Raw genomic sequence first — 22,213 nt, 5'->3', positions numbered from 1 at the left:
CCCAGGTCTGCCCCGTGACCGTGATGACGGACGCATCGGAGCAGACCATGGGATCGATCGAGATCGAGCTGTTCACCACTCTCGACCTCGTCGGGCAGGCGCCCGGCGGGCCGGAGGAGGATCCTGAGAACGGGTTCCCGTTCGGTGGCTGGCAGGCGCCGTTGCTCGACGACGTCGCCGGGGCGCAGATCGACGCAGCCTACGAGGGCACGGACGCCCTCCTGCTCGGACGCCGCACCTACGACATCTTCGCCGCGTACTGGCCCCGCCAGGAGGGCGGTCAGGACGACGACTTCGCCGCGCTGTTCAACCGCATCCCCAAGTACGTCGCCTCGCGCGGAACACCCGACCTGTCCTGGGCCGGGAGCACACATCTCGGCCCAGACCTGGCCGTCGCGGCCCGCGAGGTCCGCGACCGGCACGAGCACGTGAAGGTCGTCGGCAGCCTGAACCTGGTGCAGTCCTTGCTGCGCGACAAGCTCTTCGACCGGCTCGACCTCTGGATCCACCCGATCGTGCTCGGGGTCGGCAAGACCGTGTTCGACGGCGGCGCGGTGCCCACCAACCTCGCCCTCCTCGAACCACCGGCGGCAAGCCCCACGGGCACGGTTCTCCTGCGCTACGGGCTCGCAGCCGGCATGCCCGGGACGGGCGACATGGGCGCACCCGACCGCGGCGTCGAGCACGACCACGAGGAAGCACCGTGACGATCCGGCGGACGGACGGCGGCCGAGGGCCTCGGTCACGCCCCGTTCATGAGGTCGACTGCGGACCGTCGGGGCCCGCGACGGGATCCTGAACCCGGCGGCTCAGGTCAGGCGTCAGGCTGTGCGGGCAGGCAGCGCGGCGAGGCCGTGCGAAGCCTCGAGCCGCTCCACGAGGAGCGTGCCCACCGCGGCGAGCGGGACGAGGACGAGGTTGCCGACCAGCATCGTGCGCAGGAACGGCAGGCCCGCCACATAGCTCGCCATCAGCCCGTCCCAGCCGGCCGGGTAGAACGTGCCACGGCCCTGGAACCAGACGCCCAGGTTCGTCCAGACGAAGAACCACAGCGAGCCGCCGACGCCGAACGCCGCGCCTGCACCGATGCGCCCCCAGCCGTGGGTGTCGCGCACCAGGTACGAGGCGAGCCCGATGACGAGCCACGCGCTCCACGTGAACAGCGCGATCGACGTGTTGCCGAGCACGAGGTCGGAGACCACCGTCACGGCGAGCGGCACGACGAAGGCCCAGCGGGTGCGCAGCAGCACCGTCGCGACGAACGTGGCGGACGTGATCAGCTCGAGGTTCGGCGGGCCGCCCAGGTCCTGACGGACGAGCCGCCACACGACCGCGAGCGCGGCGAGGGCGACGACGATCGCCGGCCGCCACCAGCGGGTCAGTAGGTCTCGAGCTTCCATTCGATCTCGTCTCCCGTCGTGGTGTCGAGGACTCCGGCGCCGACCTGCGCCATCTCACCGTTCAAGTACAGCGCCCAGAACTCGTTCTTCGCCTCGTCGGCCGAGTGTCCACCGATCCCGACGACGTACGCCTCCTCGCCCTCGCCGACGACCTCGGCGGTGGGGTCGGCCTCCAGGAGGAGCTCGAGCGCGGTCCGCCCGTCCTCGCCGGGGTAGCCGAGCCCCTCGGACGCGTCGCCCGTCGAGGTCGCGTCGTCGTCGACGGGTGCGGGCGACTCGTCCTGTGCGTCCGAGGACGTCTCGTCCTGCTGGTCCTGCGTCGTCTCGGTCGAGGCCGACGCGCCCGGCTCGGTGCTGTCGGAGCAGCCGGCGAGCAGGCCCGCGGCGAGCAGGGTGGCGGTGAGCAGGGCGGCGGCGCGCGGACGTGCGTCGCGATGGGTACGGGGGATCACGACGGCAAGTCTAGGTGGGCACGACCGGACGGGCCCGTCTGCCCGCCTGCCGGACGATCGAGCCCCGGAGGGCGTGGCCTCAGGTGTCGATGCGCGCCGTGTCCAGCCCGGCCGCGCCGGCCACGATGAACTCCTTGCGGGGAGCCACGTCGCTGCCCATGAGGAGGTGGAAGACGTGCTCGGCGGCCTCGGCGTGCTCGGCCGTCACACGGCGCAACGTGCGGTGGCGCGGATCCATCGTGGTCTCCGCGAGCTGGTCGGCGTCCATCTCGCCGAGGCCCTTGTACCGCTGGATCTCGTCCTTGTAGCGCCGCCCGGACCTGTCGAGCTTGCGCAGCGTCGCCGCGAGCTCGGCCTCGGAGTAGGTGTAGATGTACTCGTTCTTGCGCCGGCCGGCGCCGATCACCTCGATGCGATGCAGGGGCGGCACCGCGGCGAACACCCGACCGGCCTCCACGAGCGGCTTCATGTACCGGTAGAAGAGGGTCAGCAGCAAGGTACGGATGTGCGCACCGTCGACGTCGGCATCGGTCATCAGGACGATCTTGCCGTAGCGCGCGGCGTCGAGGTCGAACGAGCGTCCCGACCCGGCGCCCAGCACCTGGATGATCGCGGTGCACTCCGCGTTGCGCAGCATGTCGCTCACGGACGCCTTCTGGACGTTGAGGATCTTGCCGCGGATGGGCAGCAGCGCCTGGAAGTCGGAGCTGCGCGCGAGGCGCGCGGTGCCGAGCGCACTGTCGCCCTCGACGATGAACAGCTCGCTGCGGTCGACGTCGTCGCTGCGGCAGTCCACCAGCTTGGCAGGCAGGGAGGACGTCTCGAGCGCGTTCTTGCGTCGCGAGATCTCCTTCTGCTTGCGCGCCGTGATGCGGGCGCGCATCTCGGCGACGATCTTGTCCAGGAGCATCGCTGCCTGGGTCTTCTCGTCCCGCTTGGTCGAGGTGAGCAGCGAGGTGAGCTCCGTCTCGATGACGCGAGAGACGATGGCGCGCACCGGTGCCGTCCCGAGGACCTCCTTGGTCTGTCCCTCGAACTGCGGCTCCGCGAGCCGGACCGTGACGACCGCCGTGAGCCCGGCCAGCACGTCGTCCTTCTCGATGCGCTCCGCGGAGTCCTTCGTGGAGACCTTGAGGCGACGCGCGTTGGTCTCGACCTGCTTGCGCACCACCTTGAGCAGTCCCTGCTCGAACCCCGCCAGGTGAGACCCGCCCTTCGGTGTGGCGATGATGTTGACGAACGTGCGGAGCTCGGTCTCGTAGCCAGCACCCCATCGCATCGCGACGTCGACCTCGCACTCGCGGGTGACGGCCTGCGGCGACATGTGACCACGGTCGTCCAGGACGGGCACGGTCTCCGTGAAGGAGCCGCTGCCCGTGAGGTGCCACGTCGCTGTCACCGGGGTGTCCGGCGCGAGGAAGTCGACGAAGTCGACCGAGCCGCCGTCATGGACGAACGTCTCCTCGTGCGGCCCGCCCTCCCCCGGGGTCCCGGCCACACCGCGCTCGTCGCGCACCGTGACCCGTAGGCCGGGGACGAGGAACGTCGTCTGACGGACACGGGTGACCAGCTCGTCGTACGAGAACACGGCGTTCTTGGGGAAGACCTGCCGGTCCGCCCAGTAGCGCACGCGCGTCCCGGTCACACCGCGCCGCACCTTGCCCACCACGGCGAGCTCCGACCTGCTCACGAAGGGGACGAACGGCGACTCGGGTCCAGGGCCGGCCTTCGGGTCCGTGAACTCACCCGGTTCACCACGGTGGAACGTCATGCGGTGCGTCTTGCCGCCCCTGTCGACCTCGACGTCGAGGCGTGCGGACAGCGCGTTCACCACGGACGCGCCCACACCGTGCAACCCACCGGACGCGGTGTAGGAGCCGCCGCCGAACTTTCCGCCGGCGTGGAGCTTGGTGAAGACCACCTCGACTCCGGACAGCCCCGTCTTGGGCTCGATGTCGACCGGGATGCCCCGCCCGTCGTCCTCGACCGTCACCGACGAGTCGGCGTGCAGCACGATACGGATCTGCGAGCAGTTCCCGGCCAGGGCCTCGTCCACCGAGTTGTCGATGATCTCCCACAGGCAGTGCATGAGGCCCCGGGAGTCGGTCGAGCCGATGTACATGCCCGGGCGCTTGCGCACCGCCTCGAGGCCCTCGAGCACGGACAGGTGCCGAGCGGTGTAGCTGGACTCAGCGGAGGTCGTCGTCACGCCGCACAGCCTAGACGAGGCCGCCCACTCTCCTGTCTCACCATGCCGACGTGACGCCACGCCGTTGCGTCCGGCGTATTCCCGGCTCGCGCGCGCTACGCGGGTAGCGAACCACCCCCTGTTCGGCACCGAGGACCGCGTGCGGGATGGTTTCATGGTTCTGTGACTGCTACGACGACCACCACCGAACCGCTGACCGCGGCCGACCGCTGCGACCGCTGCGGTGCCCAGGCGTACGTCCGTGTCGTCCTGCCGACCGGCGAGCTGCTGTTCTGCGGCCACCACGCACGGGCGCACGCCGATGCCTACACCGACGTCGCGACCCACGTCCAGGACGAGACCGACAAGCTGCACGCCGAGCACGGCGCGGGCACCGGCGCCGATCGCTGAGCGCACCCTTCGACGACCTCACGAGGCCCGGGCCGAATCGGCCCGGGCCTCGTTCTGTGTGGATACGGGACGTGAGCTCCGGAGCCACCGAGCACGAACGCGAGCCCCCGCAGACCTGCAGACCTGCAGACGACGAACGCCCCGTCCGGCCGTGGTGGCCGTCCGGGGCGTTCGTCGTGCTGCGGGCAGTTCCTGCCGGCTCAGTCCAGGTAGTCGCGCAGCACCTGCGAGCGGCTCGGGTGCCGCAGCTTCGACATCGTCTTGGACTCGATCTGGCGGATGCGCTCGCGCGTCACGCCGTAGACCTTGCCGATCTCGTCGAGCGTCTTGGGCTGTCCGTCGGACAGGCCGAACCGCATGGACACCACGCCGGCCTCGCGCTCGCTGAGGGTGTCGAGCACCTGGTGCAGCTGCTCCTGCAGGAGCGTGAAGCTCACCGCGTCGGCCGGGACGATGGCCTCGGAGTCCTCGATGAGGTCGCCGAACTCGGAGTCGCCGTCCTCGCCGAGGGGCGTGTGGAGCGAGATGGGCTCGCGGCCGTACTTCTGGACCTCGACGACCTTCTCCGGGGTCATGTCGAGCTCCTTGGCGAGCTCCTCGGGCGTCGGCTCGCGGCCCAGGTCCTGCAGCATCTGCCGCTGCACGCGGGCGAGCTTGTTGATGACCTCGACCATGTGCACCGGGATACGGATGGTGCGCGCCTGGTCGGCCATCGCGCGCGTGATCGCCTGACGGATCCACCACGTCGCGTACGTCGAGAACTTGTAGCCCTTGGTGTAGTCGAACTTCTCGACCGCACGGATCAGACCGAGGTTGCCCTCCTGGATCAGGTCCAGGAACAGCATCCCGCGGCCCGTGTACCGCTTGGCGAGCGAGACGACGAGGCGCAGGTTCGCCTCGAGCAGGTGGTTCTTCGCGCGCTTGCCGTCGTGCGCGATCCACTGCAGCTCGCGCTTGAGCTTGCGCTCGAGGTCGTCGCCCTCCTTCGCGAGCCGGTCCTCGGCGAACAGGCCGGCCTCGATCCGCTTGGCGAGCTCGACCTCCTGCTCGGCGTTCAGGAGCGCGACCTTGCCGATCTGCTTCAGGTAGTCCTTGACCGGGTCCGCCGTCGCACCGGCCGTCACGACCTGCTGGGCAGGAGCGTCGTCGTCGTCCGCGTCGGACACGACGAAGCCACGACGCTCGTCGGAGCCCTCGGGGCCGGGGTTCATGACCTGGGGGCCGGTGGGTGCTTCGTCCTCGGGCTCGTCCACGACGACGCCGTCGGGCACGACCTCGGGGGTGGTCGACGCCTTCTTGGCCCGGGCACCGGTCTTGGCCGCGGCCGCGCGCGGCGCGGCCTTCGTGCGGGCCTTGCGCACCGGAGCGGGCGCGGCGGCTGTCGCCTCGCCCTCCTCGGTGGCGGGCGCGTCGCCGCCGGTGTCGCTCGTGGCGGCCTTCGTCGTGCGGGCGTTCGCCCGCGACGTGGACGCTGGCTTGACCGCGGCACGGGCCGTCGTGCCGGAACGGGACGCGGCGGCGGCTGCTACCGGCGTGCTCGTGGGGATGTCGACGTCGACACCAGCCCCGGCGAGCGCGCGGAAGACGGCCTTGAGGCGCTTGGCGTCGCTCACCGATGCCTCTTCGCACGCGGTGCGGAAGTTCTCGGCGTCGACCCGGCCGTTCGCGCTGCCCTGCCGCAGGAGGTCCTGCAGGGCGGGGTGCTCGAACTCGCGCGGGAGTGCGGGGATCTGCGTGGAGGGCGCCACAAACCGACCTTTCGGCAATCTTGGGGGCGGTGGTACCACCGGAGCGGAGCGATGAGCTGAGGACGGGGACGGACCTGGGTCGAACACGGTCCGGACCGACGTGCGACTCACGGGCTCGGGGTGGACACCTCTATTGTACCGACGATCCCGGCAGCGGACGCCGCGACACGACTCATGACCCGACGACACGCCGTCGAGCGCGTCGCGGGGCCGGTGCGACGATGCGCTGCAGGCTCCCGGTGAGTGTCAGTCGATCCAACGCGTCGTCCGGCCGGGCTATTCCCCTCGCGAGCCCTCACCCGCGGGGGCCCGTTGCGGGGTGCGGGGTGACGGGCGTACGGGGTCAGGGGCGCTCGGGCTTGACCGCGAGCACGGGGCAGGGTGCGTCGAGGAGGATGCGCTGCGCGTTCGTCCCGAGGATCAGCTTGCCGACCGGACTGCGACGACGCAGCCCGATCACGATGAGCTCTGCCCCGGTGCTCTCGGCGACGGCGACCAGGTCCTCCGCCAGGTCGCCCGTCGCCGGGTGGCGGACCAGGGTCGTGCCGCCGTCGGCCACCCGAGCCGTGACCTCGTCGAGGCCGTCCGCGTCGGCGTCGCTCGGGTCCTGCGTGTCGGCCACGACGACGGCGAGGTCGACGTGCCTGCGCACCGCCTCGGCCGCCGCGGTGGACAGCGCCTCGCGCCCCTCGGGGGTGCTCAGCTGGGCGACGACGACGGTCATGGCAGTCCTCCGCGGGAGAGAGCGTCGGTGGCGAGCGGCCGGACGGTACCGGTCGCGTACCCGCCGACCGTACCCGAACCACGCCCGCCCCAGCATCGGTCATCCACCGGACCGCACCCAGCCCGGCGGCAGGCCCGCGTCGACGGCGCTCGCGAGGAGGAGCGCGAGCCGGTACCGAGGATCCTGCGCCAGTGCCTCGCGAAGCCGCTGCGACGCCCGACCGCCGTCCCCCTCCCACCACGCCACGAACGCCAGGAGAGTCAGCGCGGGTGCGGCCCGACCACGGACGGCGTGCCCCGCCGCGGTCTCCAGCACCCTGCGGGCGGTCTCGACGACGTGCTGGTCGGGTCGTGCACCCAGCACCGGGTCGACGACCCGCGCGATCGCGTCGGCCGTCCCGTCGTCGACGTCGCCGCCCCGCACCGTCTCGTCCGCCAGCTCCCCGGTCGCCTCGACCAGCGAGACGAGCACGGCGTCGCGCACGGGGACGCACTCGAGCCCCGCCAGGACGCGTCCGACGAGCGCCCCCGGGAGGTCGGTGGGTCCTGGCGTCGCGCCCACCTGGGTGACGGCAGCGCGCCATGCGCCGAGCGAGCTCTCGCGCCAGGCACGGCGTTCGTCCTCCGTGCGCGCCCGTTCCCTCCGTTCCCGCGCCGCGCCGGCCGCCCGACCCGCACGGCGGCGAGCCGTCGGCGTCGCGCGCGGGATGCGCATCGCGTCCTCCCGGGAGTCCGCGACGCCCGCGCCCGCGAGGACCATGTGGGCACTGACCTCGGACGACTCCAGGTCCTGCAGCGCGCGGCCGGCGGGCGGGCAACACGACGCGTCCGTGCAGTCGAGGTTCGCCCACCCCGTCGGCGAGACCGCCCACGCCTCCGTGGGGCCGAGCAGGGACTCGCACGCCTCGCGCGCGTGCTCGACCGCCGCGCGTTCGCGGACGGCGGTCGCCGCGGGCCCGCGCAGCGGCACCTCCGAGTAGACGGCGAGCACCACGCGCTCGGCCCCGTCCGCGACGAGGTGCCCGACGACGGAACGCGCCACCTGCGGCCCGTCGTGCAGGTCGGCCAGGTCGCCGACGTCGACCCGCACCACGAGGCCCACGCGGCCGCGCGGGGCGCGCAGCCCGACGAGGACGACGGAGTCCTGCGGGCGGTAGCCGAGTCGGAAGGGGACGTAGGCGAGGAGCTCGCGGGGGCCCTTGGCCCGGATCAGTGTCGTCATGGGAACCATCTCAGCCTGCACGAGACGTCGCTCGCGAGGGCCGCCGGCGGCCTGTGGACGGACGCACCCGGTCCGCGCACGGGCGCCGGGTCTGTGGTCTTCGCTGCACGCTGCTGGTTCAACGGTCCAGCGGTGGCTACCGTGTGCGACGTGCCGACCCGCCAGGACACTCCGCCTCGCCCTGCCGCGCGTCGGCGCGTCTCGCGAGCGGTCACGCTCGTCGCGGTGTGCGCCCTGGCGGGCGGCCTGGGCGCGTGCTCGCCCTCGGCGGCCGACGATCCCACCCCCGACGCAGCGACGTCCCGAACCGACGAGAACCGGTCCCGGACGGAGGGCACCCCCTTGCCGGAGTACGACGCCACGTCACGCGTGGGTGACCTCGCGGACGGCTTCCCGGCCGACGTCGTCCCCGTGCCCCCGGGCGCGGAGGTGCTGGCGAGCTCGGCAGCGCCCGGCGACGGCGTCGTGCAGATCACCCTCAACCTGCGCACGCCGGACGAGGTCGACGAGGTCACGGACTACTACGCGGCGGCCCTGGACGAGGCCGGGTTCACCGTCTCGCCCAGCAAGGAGGCCAGCGCGCTCACCGCGCTCACGACGTTCCTCGGCCCCCAGGAGGACGACGCAGCGGCCCAGTCGGTCGCCGTCGGGGTGTTCGACGACGGCGACGAGCGCCTCGTGACCATCAGCGGCCAGGTCGCGTCGGACTGACGCACGTCGCCTAGGCTGCGGGTGTGCCGACGCCCAACCCGCCGACCTTCGACCCCTCCGGAGGTCGCGCCGCCCTCCTCGACCGCGAAGGCGTGCGCGCCGGGGTCGACGACGCCCTGTCCCGGTGCGTCGGTGAGCTGGCCGCCGAGCTCGCGGCGACCCACCCGGACTGCGCGCCCCTCGTCGACGCGACGAGCGAGCTGCTGAGCGGTGGGAAGAGGCTGCGCGCGGCCTTCTGCTACTGGTCCTGGCGCGCGTACGGCGGCGACCGGCAGGACGACGGCATGCGCGAGGTCGCGCTGCGAGCGGGCGCGGCGCTCGAGCTCTTCCAGGCCGCAGCGCTCTTCCACGACGACGTCATGGACGCCTCGGACACGCGTCGCGGTCGCCCGACGGCGCACCGCGCGTTCACCGCGCTGCACCGCGACCGCGGTTGGACAGGGGACGGGGACCGCTACGGGCAGAGCACGGCCATCCTGCTCGGGGACCTCGCGCTCATCGCGAGCCATCGCGAGCTCGGGGACGCGACGGCCGGGCTGCCCGGCACGATCAGAGCGGGCGCGCGCGGCGTGTTCGGGCGGATGCAGACCGAGGTGACCGCAGGGCAGTACCTCGACATGCATGCGCAGGTCCTGCCCTGGGACGCCGGCACCGCCGAGCTCGAGCAGCGCGCACGGGCCGTGATCCGCGCCAAGTCCGCGCGCTACAGCGTCGAGAATCCTCTCGCGCTGGGCGCCGCCCTCGCCGGGGCGGACGAGGTCGCGATCCGCGCGGTCCGCGAGTTCGGGCTGCCGCTCGGCGAGGCCTTCCAGCTGCGCGACGACGTGCTGGGGGTGTTCGGCGACTCGCGGGTGACAGGAAAGCCTGCCGGTGACGACCTGCGCGAGGGCAAACGGACCGTGCTGGTCCTGCGAGCGCTCGATCGCGCGGACCCCTCCGGTCGCGAGCTCCTGCGCACCCACCTCGGAGACCCGCACCTGGACGCCGTCACCGTCGAGCGGATCCGCGAGGTCATCGTCACCACGGGCGCGCTCGACGAGGTCGAGGCCCTGATCGACGACCTCACCCGGCAGGCGGAGGACGCGCTCGACGCGGCGGCCCTCGGGCAGCCCGGGGCGGGCGTCCTGCGCGAGCTCGCGGACGCCGCGGTGCGGCGCAGGGCGTAGGGCGGCCGGCGGCCGGGTCCCCCGGCGTCCCCGCCGTCCCCGCCGTCCCCGATCAGGCGAGCGTCTGGGCCACGCGTCGCACGTGGGACTTGCGGCCCGCGATCAGGGCGTCGAGCGGGGACTCCCCCAGCTCGGCGTCGGGGGTGAAGAGCCACTCGATGATCGCGGCGTCGTCGAACCCGGCGTCCGCGAGCAGGACGATCGTGCCCTGCAGGCTCGCGAGCACGCCCAGCCGGCCGTCGTCGTCGGGACGGCGTGCGTGGGAGGGGTCGATCAGGTGGAACGGGACCAGGAACCTGGCGGGCACCTGGAAGGTCGGGCGCTCGCCGCGGCGCACACCGACGATGCGACGGTCCTGGACGATGCTGCGGGCCCGCGTGACGTCGGTCCCCAGGGCCTGGGCCACGTCCGGGAGCGACAGCCACTCGCCCACGAGCTCGTCGAGGTCGGCACGGTCGGGGCCCGCGACTGCTGCGTTCGTCTGAGGATCGTCCACGGCGCTAGCCTACGTGCGTCCCGCGGCGCCCTGGCGACACCCGCGCCCGGGTTCGCCACCGAAACGCGGTGCGCCGCCTAGAATCGGGCCGTGACCACCGTGACGACCGACCCGCTCGTAGGCCGCCTGGTCGACGGGCGCTACGAGGTCGTGTCGCGGATCGCCCGTGGCGGCATGGCGACGGTTTACCTCGCGAACGACCGGCGGCTCGACCGCCGGGTCGCGGTGAAGATCATGCACCCGCACCTCGCCGAGGGTACGAGCGGCGCGGACTTCGTCGCGCGGTTCCGGCGCGAGGCCCGCGCGGCCGCGCGTCTGACGCACCCGGGCCTGGTCGCGGTCTACGACCAGGGTCTCGACGGCGACACCAGCTACCTGACGATGGAGTACGTCGCCGGCTCCAACCTGCGGCGCGTGCTGCTCACCGAAGGGACCCTGCCGCTCGGACAGGCCCTCGACCTCCTCGCGGACATGCTCGACGCCCTGGCCGCCGCGCACCGTGCCGGGCTCGTCCACCGCGACGTCAAGCCCGAGAACGTCCTCATCGACACCGACGGGCGGGTCAAGCTCACCGACTTCGGCCTGGCCCGGGCTGTGAACGAGGTCACGTCCACGACGACCGGGACGCTCCTCGGCACGGTGGCCTACCTGTCCCCGGAGCTCATCAGCACCGGGACCTGCGACGCACGCAGCGACGTGTACAGCCTCGGTGTCCTGGCCTACGAGATGCTCCTCGGGACCGTCCCGCACGTCGGCTCCGCCCCGATCCAGGTCGCGTTCCAGCACGTGAACAACGACGTTCCTGCACCGTCGCAGTCCGCGCCGTGGATCCCGGCCGAGATCGACGACCTGGTGTGCGCACTCACCGCGCGTGACCCCGCCGACCGGCCCGTCGACGCGGGCGCGGCGCTCTCGCTCGTGCGCAGGGCACGAGCAGGGCTCTCCCCCGCGGACCTCGGTCGGCGGGCGACGCCACCTGCGGCCGACGGGCGCGTCATCGCGACGGCGGGGACGGCGTCCGGCTCCGACGGCCTCGTGCCGACGGCGTCCCTGACCGCCCTGAGTGCCCAGGACCGCGAGGCGGCAGGGCTGACGGAGCCGCTCTCCGTCGGACATCTCACCCCGCCGACGACCCGCCCCGGCCCGGCACCTCGGCCGAGGCCCGTCCCGGCCCGACGACGGCGCGGGACGCGAGCGGTGGTCTGGACCCTGGTCGTGCTCGCGGTCCTGGCGGCCGGCGGGGGTGGCGCCGCGTGGTGGTTCACGTCCGGTCCCGGGGCCTTCACGACCGTGCCGCCCGATCTGACCGGCGTACCCCAGGCCGAGGCGGAGTCCGACCTCGAGGCGATCGAGCTCGGTCACTCGGTCGAGGGACGCTACGACGACGACGTCCCGGCAGGAGAGGTGGTCGCGACGGTCCCCGCGGCCGGCGAGGCGGTGCGCAAGGACGGCGACGTCCGCCTCGTGGTCTCGCAGGGCGTGCGGATGCTCACCGTGCCGGGCGACCTCGTGGGGTCGACCCAGGTCGTGGCGACCACCGCGCTCGAGGGCGCGGACATCGTGGTCGCCGAGCCCCGTGCCACGGCGGACGACGCCGTCCCGGCGGGCGAGGTGATGGCGGTCAGCGACGGCGACGGTGAGTCGCTCGAGGCCGGTGCCGAGATCCCGCACGACACGGCGGTCGTGCTGACCGTCTCCTCCGGCCCGGCACCCGTCGTGGTCCCCCAGGTCACCGGGTCGGAGAAGGGCGACGCCGTCGCCGCGCTCGAGGACGAGGGTCTCGTGGTCGACGTGACGGAGGAGCACTCCGAGGACGTCGCGGCAGGCCGGGTCATCAGCCAGGATCCCGGCCAGGGAACCGACGCGCACCGCACCGACCCCGTGACGATCGTCATCTCGCTCGGGCCACCGCTCGTCGAGGTGCCGGACACGTACGGGCAGAACGTGAGGTCGGCGGAGAAGGCGTTGAAGGACGCCGGGTTCGAGGTCGAGGTCCGGCACCCGCAGGGCATCAGCCCGCTCAACATCGTCTACGCCCAGGACCCGCCGGGCGGGGACGACGAGACGGCGCCGAAGGGCTCGACGATCGTCATCAACGTGTTCTGACGGGTCATCGTGCACAGACGTCAGGACGCGTTCGCGGCCTGCCCGTCGCCCGGCCGGGCTCGCTCAGCGCCGCAGCATCTCCGCGACCTGGAAGGCCATCTCGAGAGACTGCTGGTGGTTGAGCCGGGGGTCGACGAGCGTCTCGTACCGCAGGGCGAGGCCCGCGTCGTCGATCTCCTCGCTCCCGCCCAGGACCTCGGTGACGTCATCACCGGTGAGCTCGACGTGCAGCCCCCCGGGAACGGTGCCCGCGGCACGGTGCACCTCGAAGAATCCGCGGACCTCGTCGAGCACGTCGTCGAAGCGTCGAGTCTTGTACCCGCTGTCCGAGGTGATCGTGTTGCCGTGCATCGGGTCCGTCACCCAGGTCACGGTGATGCCCTCGCGCGCGACGGCCTCCACCAGCGGAGGCAGCGCCTCGCGGATGCGACCCGCACCCATGCGTGTGATGAACGTCAGCCGGCCCGGCTCGTCGTCGGGGTTGAGCCGCCGCGCCAGTGCGAGCGCGTCGTCGGGGCTCGTGGTCGGACCGAGCTTGACCCCGATGGGATTGGCGATCCGGGAGAGGAAGTCGACGTGCGCCCCGTCGAGCTGACGCGTGCGCTCTCCGATCCACAGGAAGTGCCCCGAGGTGTCGTACGGGTCGCCCGTGCGCGAGTCGAACCGGGTCAGCGCGCGCTCGTAGTCGAGCACGAGCGCCTCGTGGCTCACGAAGAACTCGACCGTGCGCAGCGCGTCGAAGTCCGCCCCGCACGCGTCCATGAAGCGGATCGCGCGATCGATCTCCGACGCCGTGCGCTCGTACCGCGCGTACGCCGGGTTGCGCATGAACCCGCGGTTCCACTCGTGGACCTGCCGCAGGTCCGCGAAGCCGCCGGTCGTGAACGCGCGCACGACGTTCCACGTCGCGGCCGAGATCCGGTAGGCGTCGACGAGCCGCTGCGGGTCCGGGACCCGCGACCCGGGCGTGAAGGCGTGCCCGTTGATCATGTCGCCCCGGTAGGCGGGCAGGGTGACGCCGTCGCGCGTCTCGTCGTCCGAGCTGCGCGGCTTCGCGTACTGCCCCGCCATCCGGCCCATCTTGACGACCGGCATGCTCGCGCCGTGCGTGAGGATGACGGCCATCTGGAGAATGGTGCGGATCTTGTTGCGGATCCGGTCGGCGTTCGCCTCGGCGAAGGTCTCGGCGCAGTCCCCGCCCTGGAGCAGGAACGCCTCGCCGCGCGAGGCGGCTGCGAGGCGGGAGCGCAGCGTGTCCGACGCCGCGGGCACCACGAGCGGCGCGGAGGCAGCGAGCTGCTCGCGTGCCGCGACCAGGGCGCTCGCGTCCGGCCAGGTGGGCTGCTGGAGCGCGACCAGGGACCGGAAGTTGTCCAGCCCGGGGTCGACCTCCGGCTCGCTCGTGGTGGTCATCGGAGCGCTCTCGCCGTCAGTGTGCTGCCGGTGCCGCGGGCACCAGCGGCTGGCCGATGCCCTCGAGCAGCGAGCCGAACCAGGGCTGGGAGACGTCGAAGGCCTTGCCGCCCGCGATGCGCGGGAACTCGATGGCGCGCAGGCGGTCGCCGTCCTCCTCGTCGTGGCCGATGACACCGGACTCGCCGCGCAGCGCGCACTCCACCGCGAGGTCCGTCATGGACTTGATGAGACGCAGGTCCTCGGCGTTCGCGGCGGCGGCACGCGAGTAGTAGCCGGACTTCTGCACCATGACCTTCTCGGCACCCAGCTTCTCGGCGAACTGCTTCGCGAACCACTGGCCGGGATTGATCGTGTCGAGCTTGACGTGCCCGAACGGGTCCCGCTCCACGGTCTCGCCGGCCGCCTCGAGCTGCGCGACGATCTCGTGCATGCCCGCACCCTCGGACAGGAAGATGTTGACGTTGCCCTGCGTGTCCATGATGCCCTTGAGCCGCGCTGCCTCTCCCTCGAGGTCGAGTGCGAGCTCGGGCACGAAGACGGCGTGCACGTCCCAGCGCTCGCGCGACAGGCCGAGGCTCGGGACCCACTCCTGCGCGTCGAGCCACTTGCGGTACTCGGCCGCCGAGGCTGCCGTGAGCCACCCGCAGTGGCGTCCCATGACCTCGTGGACGATGAGCATCCGCGGCCCGGAACGGTGCTCGCCGATGACGTTCGCGGCGAAGCCGGCGGCCTCCTCGGCCGCGGTCCACGCACCGAGCGACTGCTTGATCGGCACGACGTCGTTGTCGATCGTCTTGGGCAGGCCGACGACCGTGAGCTCGTAGCCGTTGTCGTGCAGGTAGGCCGCGAGGTCCGCGGCGGTCGTGTTCGTGTCGTCGCCGCCGATGGTGTGCAGGACGTCGACGCCGTCGGTCTTGAGCCGCTCGGCCGCGACCTGGAGCGGGTCCTCGCCCTCGGCGACCAGTCCACGCCTGACGCAGTCCTTCGCGTTGGTGAGCTTCACGCGCGAGTTGCCGATCGGAGAGCCGCCGAAGCGGTGCAGGATGCCGGCCTTCGCGCGGCCCTCGGCGTCGACGACGATCTTGGTCCCGGTCAGCAGACCGTGGTAGCCGTGCTGGTAGGCGATGATCTCGATCTCGGGGTCGAGCTCCGTGTACCGCTCGATCAGGCCACCGACGGCGGAGGACAGGCACGGGGCGAAGCCGCCCGCGGTGAGGAGGGCGACGCGACGAACCGACATGTGAACTCAGGACCTCTCGTAGGACGGGATGCGCTGGCGCCCGGGACCGGACCGCCGAGCACGGTGTGGCCTCGGCGACCACCTGTGAGCTCCTGCGACCACGGGGCCATCAGGTCAGGACCGGCGCGCCGGGCTCAGTCTACTGATGTCGCAGACGGCGGCTGCGGGGGTTCCGGAACCTGGACGTCCGGGGCGGGGCGCCCGCCCGGGGCGACGCCGGACGGGCCGGCCGGCCCGCCGTGACCGGCCGCGATGCGGGCCTTCGCCGTGGCGGCGTACACGTCGACGTACTCCTGGCCCGAGAGCCCCATGATCGCGTACTGGATCTCGTCGGCGACGGAACGCAGGATGAAGCGGTCGCTCTCCATCCCGCGGTACCGCGAGAAGTCGAGGGGCTCGCCGATGACGATGCCGATGCGCATCGGGGTCGGGATCACCTTCCCGATGGGCTGGGCGATGTCCGTCCCGACCATGGCGACGGGGACCACCGGCGCGCCCGACTCCAGCGCGAGGCGCGCCACCCCGGTCTTGCCGCGGTACAGCCGGCCGTCCGGGCTGCGGGTCCCCTCGGGATAGATCCCGAAGAGCTCGCCCTCACGCAGCACGCGCAGTCCCGTGTCGAGGGCGGCCTCGCTCGCCTTGCCGCCGGAGCGGTCGACCGGGATCGTCCCGACGCCGCGCATGAAGCCTGCCGTCAGACGGCCCTTGACCCCGGTCCCCGTGAAGTAGTCGGACTTGCCGAGGAACTGCACCTTGCGCCCGAGCACGAGCGGGAGGATGAACGAGTCGATGACCGCGAGGTGGTTGCTCGCGAGGATCGCACCGCCCTCGTCGGGCACGTTCTCCACGCCGCGCGTCCAGGGACGGTACAGCAGCCGCAGGAGCGGGCCGACCATCACCTGCTTCATGAACCAGTAGAACAACGTTCCTCCTCGTGGTCCGCAGCGCGGGACCTGCGACCGACTCTAGAGTGAATGTCATGGCCGCACCGAATGCCGACCACGGCACTGGACGAGACGACGACGTCCCCGAGCGCCCGGACGACCCGACCGGACCCCGTCCGCCACGGGACGACGACACCTCGGACCCGACGCCCTCGTCCGGCCCCCCCGACGACGACCCCGCGCTCGACGTCGACCGGCAGTGGGCAGGCATCGTCGCGGAGCTGTCGGACCTGTCCGGTCTCGACGGCCCGGCGCGCTCGCCAGAGGGCGAGGGCCGCGGCCCGACGGCGCCCGGGACGCGCGCCCCGGGCGATCCGCTCGGCTCGATCCCCAGGGCACCCTGGGTGCGGGCGAGCGGCCCGCGCGACTCGCCGACGACGCCGGAGATCGAGGACCTGGAGGAGGCCGAGAGCCACTTCGTGCCGCCGGACCCGCCGCTCGTCCTGGGCCGCGACCCGCTGCTGACGATGGCGTGGACGGTCGTCGCCGGCGTCCCGCTCGTGCTGCTCGTGCTGCTCGTCGTCGCCCGGCCGTTCCCCGTGATCGCGGCCCAGGTCGGGATCGGGCTGTTCCTCGCCGGCCTCGCCGTCCTGCTGTGGCGCATGCCGCACCACCGCGACGACGACCGCGGTCCGGGCGCGGTCGTCTGACGGACCGGCCCGGCGGCGCGGCGACGCGCCGGGAGACGAGCGGGCGGCGACGCCGACGGGCGGTCCCGTCAGCGGCGCGCGAGGTCGGCCGCGCCGACCATGCCCGCCTCGTTGCCGTGCTCCGCGAGCTCGATCTGCGCCTCGGGTCGGTGCCCGCGGGCCGAGAGCTGGTCGGCGAAGGCCTTGCGCACCGGCTGCAGCAGGAGGTCGCCGGCGGCGCCGACGCCGCCGCCGATGACGATGAGCTCCGGATCGAGCAGCGCGGTCACGGACGCAGCCCCCTCCCCGATCCACCGGCCGAGCGTGGCGAGCAGCTCGACGGCGAGCCCGTCGCCCTCCTGCGCGGCCTGGGTGATCTGCGGCCCGGTGAGCTTGTGCTCGTCGCCCCCGCACAGCTCGAGAAGTCGCGCGGCCCGGCCCGGCTGGGAGATCACGGCGCTCTGCCCGTCGCGCACGAGCGCCGTGCCCGACGCGTACTGCTCCCAGCACCCCTCGTGCCCGCACCCGCAGTAGTGCCCCTCGGGGACCACCCGCATGTGCCCGACCTCGGCAGCGGCACCCCACTTGCCGCGCACCAGCTCGCGCTCCGAGATGATCGCGCCGCCGAGCCCGGTCCCGACGGTCAGCATGAGCATGTCGGTGGCGTCGCGCCCGACGCCGAAGCGGAACTCGGCCCAGCCCGCCGCGTTCGCGTCGTTCTCGACGACGATCTGCACGTCACCGCCGCCGTCCGGGAGGAGCTCGCGGACCCGCTGCGCGAGCGGGTACTCGCGCCACGCGATGTTGGGTGCGAAGAGGACGGACGTCCGGTCCGGGCTGACGAACCCGGCGGCGGCGAGCCCCATGGCCCCGACCTCGTGGTCCGCGGACAGCTCCTGGTAGACCTCGGCGATCGCCTGGTCGATGCTCGCGACGTCGTCGGGGGCGGTGTCGCGGCGCGTGGAGGCGAGGATCCGCCCCTCGTCGTCGACGACCCCCGCCGCGATCTTCGTCCCGCCGATGTCCACACCGATCGCGTGCATGTCCCGTCCTCACTCGCTAGGTATCGCTGGCCCAAGGTCTTCGCCGACGCCGGGGTCCTCAGTGGCGACCAGCGCGGCTGACCGGCGACCGCGGCGGGCCGGTGCAGTCGCCCGCGGGACGACCTCGGACGGAACTTCTCGCGCAGGTGAAACGTTGCGCAAGCAGCGCACAGCAGGTGAAGCCTACCGACTCGGGCAGGTCCCGGGCACACCCGTCCCATGGGTAGGGTTCTCCCACCGTCGACTACTGCCACTGGAGCCAGCATGGACGAGATCTCCGCCCCTCGGATCGTCGAGCTCGACCCCGCGTCGAACCTCAACGACCTGTTCGCGACCCGCGTCGCGGCCGACCCCTCCGCCACGATGGTCGAGGTGCGCGACGCCTCAGGAGACGGCTGGCGGCCCATCGCGGCGCGCGAGCTCGACGCCGAGGTCGTCGCGACCGCGAAGGGGCTGGTCGCGCGCGGCGTCGGGCCGGGCGACCGCGTCGGCATCATGTCGCGCACGCGCTACGAGTGGACGCTGCTGGACTGGGCCGTGTGGGCCGCCGGCGCGGTCTCGGTGCCCGTCTACGAGACATCGAGCGCAGAGCAGGTGCAGTGGATCCTCACGGACGCCGACGTGCGGCTGCTGGTGGTCGAGACACCCGATCACCAGGCGACCGTGGCCCAGGTCCGCGACCAGGCACCGTCGCTCACCGACGTCCTCGTCATCGACGACGGCGCGATCGCCACGCTACGAGCGGAGGGCGAGCAGGTCGGTGCCGACGAGATCACCCGTCGGCGCGCGCTCGCGAACCTCGACGACGTCGCGACGATCATCTACACCTCGGGCACGACCGGTCGACCCAAGGGCGCGGAGCTGACCCACGAGAACTTCTGCTCGCTCACGGTCAACGCGGTGGAGGCGGTCCCGGAGGTCTTCAAGCACGACGGCGCGCGCACCCTGCTGTTCATGCCGCTCGCGCACGTCTTCGCACGCTTCATCGGGGTGCTGGTCGTCGCCGGCGGGACGGTGCTCGGGCACACGCCGGACACGAAGGACCTGCTGGACGATCTCGGTACGTTCAGGCCGACGTACCTGCTGTCCGTGCCGCGCGTGTTCGAGAAGGTCTACAACTCGTCCGAGCAGAAGGCCGCGGCGGGCGGAAAGCTGAAGATCTTCCACTGGGCCGCCGCGACGGCGATCGCGTACTCCCGGGCGCTGGACGACCCGAGCGGGCCGGGGCTCGGGCTCCGGCTGCGGCACAAGGTCGCGGACGTGCTCGTGTTCGGCAAGCTTCGCCACGCGCTCGGGGGTCAGGCGCGCTACGCCGTCTCCGGCGGAGCGCCCCTGGGCGAACGGCTCGGGCACTTCTACCGTGGGATCGGCGTCCGCATCCTCGAGGGCTACGGCCTGACCGAGACCACGGCCCCCACGAGCGTGAACCGGCCGTCGAGCACCCGCATCGGCTCCGTCGGCACCCAGCTGCCCGGCTGCGCGGTCAGGATCGCCGAGGACGGCGAGATCCTGCTCCAGGGCGACCACGTGTTCCGCGGCTACCACGGGAACGAGGAGGCCACGCGCGAGGCGTTCGTCGACGGCTGGTTCCGCACCGGCGACCTGGGCTCGCTCGACGACGACGGGTTCCTGCGCATCACCGGTCGCAAGAAGGAGATCATCGTCACCGCGGGCGGCAAGAACGTCGCACCCGCCATGCTCGAGGACCGGATCCGGGCCCACCCGCTCGTCTCGCAGTGCGTGGTCGTGGGCGACCAGCGGCCCTTCATCGGTGCGCTCGTGACGCTCGATCCCGAGGGGTTGCCGGGCTGGGCGGCGATGCACGGCAAGGGCGACCTGTCGGTCGAGGACGCCGCGACGGACGCTGACGTGCTCGCCGCGCTCGACGCGGCGGTCACGCGCGCGAACCAAGCGGTCTCGCGCGCCGAGTCGATCCGCAAGTTCAGCGTGCTCGCCACCGACTTCACGGTGGAGAACGGGTACCTCACCCCGTCCTTGAAGGTGAAGCGGTCCGAGGTGCTCAAGGACTTCACGGCCGACGTCGAGTCGATCTACGCGGACGGCCCGGCGGCGACGTCCTGACGTCACCGACGGTGCCCGGCGCGGGCCGCGTGCTCCGGTGTCGGTGGCGACCGCTACGGTCGCCGCCATGTCACTCGGACCGCTGCTCGCGCCCGGAACGGCACGGGTTCCCGGCACCCCGGCGGCGGCCGTCGCCGGCATCCCGGTACAGCCGACGCTCGACGACCTCGGGACGCCGCTGCAGGACGTGACGTTCGTCGTCGTCGACCTCGAGACCACCGGTGGCTCCTCCGCGGACTGCGGCATCACCGAGATCGGGGCGGTCAAGGTCCGCGGCGGCGAGGTGCTCGGTGAGTTCCAGACGCTCGTCGACCCCGGTCACCTGGTCCCGGCGTTCGTCGCGCGGCTGACCGGGATCACGTCCTCGATGGTGTCCACCGCTCCGCGCATCGAGGCGGTGCTGCCCTCGTTCCTCGAGTTCGTGCATGGCGCGGTGCTCGTCGCGCACAACGCACCGTTCGACGTGTCGTTCCTCAAGGCGGCGTGCCGGACGGCGGGGTACGACTGGCCGGGCAACCAGGTGCTCGACACGGTGCCGCTCGCGCGGCGCGTCGTCACGCGCGACGAGGCGCCGAACCACAAGCTCTCGACGCTCGCGGCACTCTTCCGGGCGACCGTGACGCCCGAGCACAGGGCCCTGGCCGACGCGCGCGCCACCGTCGACGTCCTGCACGCGCTGCTCGCCCGGCTCGGGCCCCTCGGGGTCACGCACCTCGAGGACCTGGCCGGGGCCACCGACCCGGTGCCGCAGGACGTGCGGCGCAAGCGCCACCTCGCGGACGGACTGCCGGACTCCCCCGGCGTCTACCTGTTCCGCGGGCCGGGCGACGAGGTGCTGTACGTCGGTACCTCGACCTCGATCCGCCGTCGCGTCCGGTCCTACTTCACCAGGTCCGAGAAGCGGGGCCGCATCACGGAGATGGTGCGCGTCGCGCACGCCGTGACACCCGTGGTGTGCGCGACGCCGTTCGAGGCGCAGGTGCGCGAGCTGCGACTCATCGCCGAGCACTCGCCGCGGTACAACCGCCGCTCGCGCAACCCCGAGCGCATGCCGTGGGTGCGGCTGACCCGCGAGCCGTACCCTCGGCTGTCGGTCGTCCGTGACGTGCAGGCCGCCGCCACGCACATCGGACCGTTCGCGTCTCGGCAGCAGGCGCTGGCCGCCGTCGACGCCCTGCACGACGCGTTTCCCGTCCGCCAGTGCACCCGCCGGCTCCCGCTCGTCGCAGGTGTCGGGTCCAGCGCCTGCGTGCTGCACGAGATGGGAAGGTGCAGCGCCCCGTGCACGGCCCCGGTCGTGGACGTCGACTACTCCGTCGTCGTCGAGGCGCTGCGCGCCGCGCTCGAGGCCGACCCCGCTCCTGTCGTCAGCGCCCTCGGCGAGCGGATCGCCGAGCTCGCACGCGACGAGCGCTTCGAGCAGGCCGGTGAGGTGACCCACCGGCTCCGCGCGTTCCTCGCCGGCGCCGCACGAGCGCAACGAACCGGTGCCCTGGCGGCGTGCCGAGAAGTGGTTGCGGCACGTGCGACCCGGTCCGGCGGGTGGGAGATCGTCGTGGTCCGCCACGCCCGCCTCGCCGCGACGGGGGTGAGCCCGCCCGGTGCGGACCCGCTCCCCCTCGTCGCGGCACTCGTCGCGACCGCCGAGGCCGTCGAGCCACCCGTCCCACCGTCCCCGGCCTGCCATCCCCACGAGGCGGAGCTGGTCCTGTCCTGGCTGGAGTCCCCGGGCGTGCGCCTCGTCGAGCTCGACGGGACCTGGGCCTGCCCCGTGCGCTCGGCACGCTCCCACGTCGACCTCGCGGCGGCCGTCGGACCGGTCGTGCGGTCGGTCGCGAGCACTGCAGTCCACGGCGCCCGGTACGGGTCCGACGCGCAGGACGTCGTCGTAGAGTGGTCGCCTGACGACGACCCCCGCCCGGAGGAACCATGCTCACCGCCATCGTCCTGATCGACACCGACCCCGCCCGCATCCCCGAGGTCGCGTCCGACGTGGCGGACCTCACCGGGGTCAGCGAGGTCTACTCGGTGACCGGCAAGGCCGATCTCGTGGCGATCGTCCGCGTCGACGAGCACGACCAGCTCGCCGACGTCATCGCGGACCGGATCAGCAAGGTCCAGGGAGTGGCCCGGACCGAGACGTTCATCGCCTTCCGGGCCTACTCGAAGATCGACCTCGAGCAGGCGTTCGCGCTCGGCCTCGACGACTGAGCACGACCGCGCGAGCCTCCGGGAC

20 protein-coding genes are annotated in these 22,213 nt (G+C 72.6%); 9 read left to right on the top strand and 11 right to left on the bottom strand.

Translation table 11 applies throughout. The features are described from left to right. Nucleotides 1-47: 47 nt before the first annotated feature. Complete coding sequence (locus IF651_RS00745) at nt 48-707, top strand: dihydrofolate reductase family protein (RefSeq protein WP_191827177.1); 660 nt, start codon at nt 48-50, stop codon at nt 705-707. 114 nt (nt 708-821) lie between these two features. Here IF651_RS00745 and IF651_RS00740 read toward each other — a convergent pair whose 3' ends face one another. From IF651_RS00740 to IF651_RS00730, 3 genes are all read right to left on the bottom strand, one after another. After that, nucleotides 822-1,400 carry a DUF6580 family putative transport protein gene (locus tag IF651_RS00740; protein WP_191827176.1) on the bottom strand — a complete coding sequence of 193 codons (579 nt, stop codon included), beginning with the start codon at nt 1,398-1,400 and terminating at the stop codon, nt 822-824. After that, nucleotides 1,379-1,852 (bottom strand): DUF4430 domain-containing protein, encoded by a 474-nt coding sequence (locus IF651_RS18105; RefSeq protein WP_191827175.1) that lies wholly within the window; start codon nt 1,850-1,852, stop codon nt 1,379-1,381. Before IF651_RS18105 ends, IF651_RS00740 begins: the two co-directional genes overlap by 22 nt. 79 nt (nt 1,853-1,931) lie before the next feature. Continuing rightward, complete coding sequence (locus IF651_RS00730) at nt 1,932-4,061, bottom strand: DNA gyrase subunit B (protein ID WP_191827174.1); 2,130 nt, start codon at nt 4,059-4,061, stop codon at nt 1,932-1,934. A gap of 162 nt (nt 4,062-4,223) precedes the next feature. Between IF651_RS00730 and IF651_RS00725 the strand changes: the two genes are divergently transcribed. Next, nucleotides 4,224-4,451: a DUF7455 domain-containing protein gene (locus IF651_RS00725; protein WP_191827173.1), complete on the top strand. Its 228-nt coding sequence runs from the start codon at nt 4,224-4,226 to the stop codon at nt 4,449-4,451. Between the two features lie 200 nt (nt 4,452-4,651). On the opposite strand, the gene IF651_RS00720 is transcribed toward IF651_RS00725, so the two are convergent. The 3 genes from IF651_RS00720 to IF651_RS00710 form a co-directional block, all read right to left on the bottom strand. Then, a complete protein-coding gene (locus IF651_RS00720; protein ID WP_191827172.1) occupies nt 4,652-6,199 on the bottom strand; it encodes an RNA polymerase sigma factor in 1,548 nt (515 codons plus the stop codon). A gap of 343 nt (nt 6,200-6,542) precedes the next feature. Then, the gene (locus IF651_RS00715) at nt 6,543-6,923 is read right to left on the bottom strand and encodes a universal stress protein (RefSeq protein ID WP_191827171.1); all 381 of its coding nucleotides are present in this window, start codon (nt 6,921-6,923) and stop codon (nt 6,543-6,545) included. Between the two features lie 99 nt (nt 6,924-7,022). After that, on the bottom strand, nt 7,023-8,144 hold the full coding sequence (locus IF651_RS00710) for a DUF4192 domain-containing protein (protein ID WP_191827170.1): 1,122 nt from the start codon (nt 8,142-8,144) through the stop codon (nt 7,023-7,025). Nucleotides 8,145-8,294: 150 nt separating this feature from the next. Between IF651_RS00710 and IF651_RS00705 the strand changes: the two genes are divergently transcribed. Beyond that, entirely contained in the window at nt 8,295-8,855 is a 561-nt protein-coding gene (locus IF651_RS00705; RefSeq protein ID WP_191827169.1) for a hypothetical protein, read from the top strand. 23 nt (nt 8,856-8,878) lie between these two features. Then, complete coding sequence (locus IF651_RS00700) at nt 8,879-10,021, top strand: polyprenyl synthetase family protein (RefSeq protein ID WP_191827168.1); 1,143 nt, start codon at nt 8,879-8,881, stop codon at nt 10,019-10,021. Nucleotides 10,022-10,073: 52 nt separating this feature from the next. Here the strand turns inward: IF651_RS00700 and IF651_RS00695 are convergent, their stop codons facing one another. Beyond that, nucleotides 10,074-10,517 carry an Rv2175c family DNA-binding protein gene (locus IF651_RS00695; RefSeq protein ID WP_338403684.1) on the bottom strand — a complete coding sequence of 148 codons (444 nt, stop codon included), beginning with the start codon at nt 10,515-10,517 and terminating at the stop codon, nt 10,074-10,076. A 90-nt stretch (nt 10,518-10,607) separates the two neighbouring features. On the opposite strand from IF651_RS00695, the gene pknB reads away from it, so the two are divergent. Further along, entirely contained in the window at nt 10,608-12,623 is a 2,016-nt protein-coding gene (pknB, locus tag IF651_RS00690; protein ID WP_191827167.1) for a Stk1 family PASTA domain-containing Ser/Thr kinase, read from the top strand. Between the two features lie 63 nt (nt 12,624-12,686). Here pknB and IF651_RS00685 read toward each other — a convergent pair whose 3' ends face one another. The 3 genes from IF651_RS00685 to IF651_RS00675 form a co-directional block, all read right to left on the bottom strand. After that, a complete protein-coding gene (locus IF651_RS00685) occupies nt 12,687-14,036 on the bottom strand; it encodes a class II 3-deoxy-7-phosphoheptulonate synthase (RefSeq protein WP_191827166.1) in 1,350 nt (449 codons plus the stop codon). Between the two features lie 16 nt (nt 14,037-14,052). Beyond that, a complete protein-coding gene (locus IF651_RS00680) occupies nt 14,053-15,279 on the bottom strand; it encodes a pyrophosphate--fructose-6-phosphate 1-phosphotransferase (RefSeq protein WP_191827165.1) in 1,227 nt (408 codons plus the stop codon). Between the two features lie 134 nt (nt 15,280-15,413). Continuing rightward, nucleotides 15,414-16,202, bottom strand: a complete 789-nt coding sequence (locus IF651_RS00675) for a lysophospholipid acyltransferase family protein (RefSeq protein WP_241743957.1) — start codon at nt 16,200-16,202, stop codon at nt 15,414-15,416. A gap of 56 nt (nt 16,203-16,258) precedes the next feature. On the opposite strand from IF651_RS00675, the gene IF651_RS00670 reads away from it, so the two are divergent. Beyond that, nucleotides 16,259-16,873, top strand: coding sequence for a hypothetical protein (locus IF651_RS00670; protein WP_191827164.1), 615 nt, complete (start codon nt 16,259-16,261; stop codon nt 16,871-16,873). 68 nt (nt 16,874-16,941) lie between these two features. Here IF651_RS00670 and IF651_RS00665 read toward each other — a convergent pair whose 3' ends face one another. Next, on the bottom strand, nt 16,942-17,895 hold the full coding sequence (locus IF651_RS00665; protein ID WP_191827163.1) for an ROK family glucokinase: 954 nt from the start codon (nt 17,893-17,895) through the stop codon (nt 16,942-16,944). A gap of 264 nt (nt 17,896-18,159) precedes the next feature. Here IF651_RS00665 and IF651_RS00660 point away from each other — a divergent pair, with 264 nt between their 5' ends. From IF651_RS00660 to IF651_RS00650, 3 genes are all read left to right on the top strand, one after another. After that, the gene (locus tag IF651_RS00660; protein WP_191827162.1) at nt 18,160-19,977 is read left to right on the top strand and encodes an AMP-dependent synthetase/ligase; all 1,818 of its coding nucleotides are present in this window, start codon (nt 18,160-18,162) and stop codon (nt 19,975-19,977) included. Nucleotides 19,978-20,044: 67 nt separating this feature from the next. Further along, nucleotides 20,045-21,928: a DEDD exonuclease domain-containing protein gene (locus IF651_RS00655; RefSeq protein WP_191827161.1), complete on the top strand. Its 1,884-nt coding sequence runs from the start codon at nt 20,045-20,047 to the stop codon at nt 21,926-21,928. Continuing rightward, the gene (locus IF651_RS00650) at nt 21,907-22,188 is read left to right on the top strand and encodes an Lrp/AsnC family transcriptional regulator (RefSeq protein WP_191827160.1); all 282 of its coding nucleotides are present in this window, start codon (nt 21,907-21,909) and stop codon (nt 22,186-22,188) included. The genes IF651_RS00655 and IF651_RS00650 overlap by 22 nt, the downstream gene beginning before the upstream one ends. Nucleotides 22,189-22,213: the final 25 nt, after the last annotated feature.

The organism is Cellulosimicrobium arenosum, from assembly GCF_014837295.1.
Classification (GTDB): Bacteria; Actinomycetota; Actinomycetes; order Actinomycetales; family Cellulomonadaceae; genus Cellulosimicrobium; species Cellulosimicrobium arenosum.
Note: the sequence above shows the minus strand (reverse complement) of the source record. Positions and strands in the feature narration are given on the sequence as shown.

What these genes read in the sequence shown, in the direction of transcription:
- IF651_RS00650 (WP_191827160.1), top strand. Translation starts at nt 21,907, where the DNA reads ATGCTCACCGCCATCGTCCTGATCGACACCGACCCCGCCCGCATCCCC.
- IF651_RS00740 (WP_191827176.1), bottom strand. Translation starts at nt 1,400, where the DNA reads ATGGAAGCTCGAGACCTACTGACCCGCTGGTGGCGGCCGGCGATCGTC.
- IF651_RS00715 (WP_191827171.1), bottom strand. Translation starts at nt 6,923, where the DNA reads ATGACCGTCGTCGTCGCCCAGCTGAGCACCCCCGAGGGGCGCGAGGCG.
- IF651_RS00680 (WP_191827165.1), bottom strand. Translation starts at nt 15,279, where the DNA reads ATGTCGGTTCGTCGCGTCGCCCTCCTCACCGCGGGCGGCTTCGCCCCG.
- IF651_RS00685 (WP_191827166.1), bottom strand. Translation starts at nt 14,036, where the DNA reads ATGACCACCACGAGCGAGCCGGAGGTCGACCCCGGGCTGGACAACTTC.
- IF651_RS00660 (WP_191827162.1), top strand. Translation starts at nt 18,160, where the DNA reads ATGGACGAGATCTCCGCCCCTCGGATCGTCGAGCTCGACCCCGCGTCG.
- IF651_RS00665 (WP_191827163.1), bottom strand. Translation starts at nt 17,895, where the DNA reads ATGCACGCGATCGGTGTGGACATCGGCGGGACGAAGATCGCGGCGGGG.
- IF651_RS00670 (WP_191827164.1), top strand. Translation starts at nt 16,259, where the DNA reads ATGGCCGCACCGAATGCCGACCACGGCACTGGACGAGACGACGACGTC.
- IF651_RS00710 (WP_191827170.1), bottom strand. Translation starts at nt 8,144, where the DNA reads ATGACGACACTGATCCGGGCCAAGGGCCCCCGCGAGCTCCTCGCCTAC.
- IF651_RS00745 (WP_191827177.1), top strand. Translation starts at nt 48, where the DNA reads ATGGGATCGATCGAGATCGAGCTGTTCACCACTCTCGACCTCGTCGGG.
- IF651_RS00655 (WP_191827161.1), top strand. Translation starts at nt 20,045, where the DNA reads ATGTCACTCGGACCGCTGCTCGCGCCCGGAACGGCACGGGTTCCCGGC.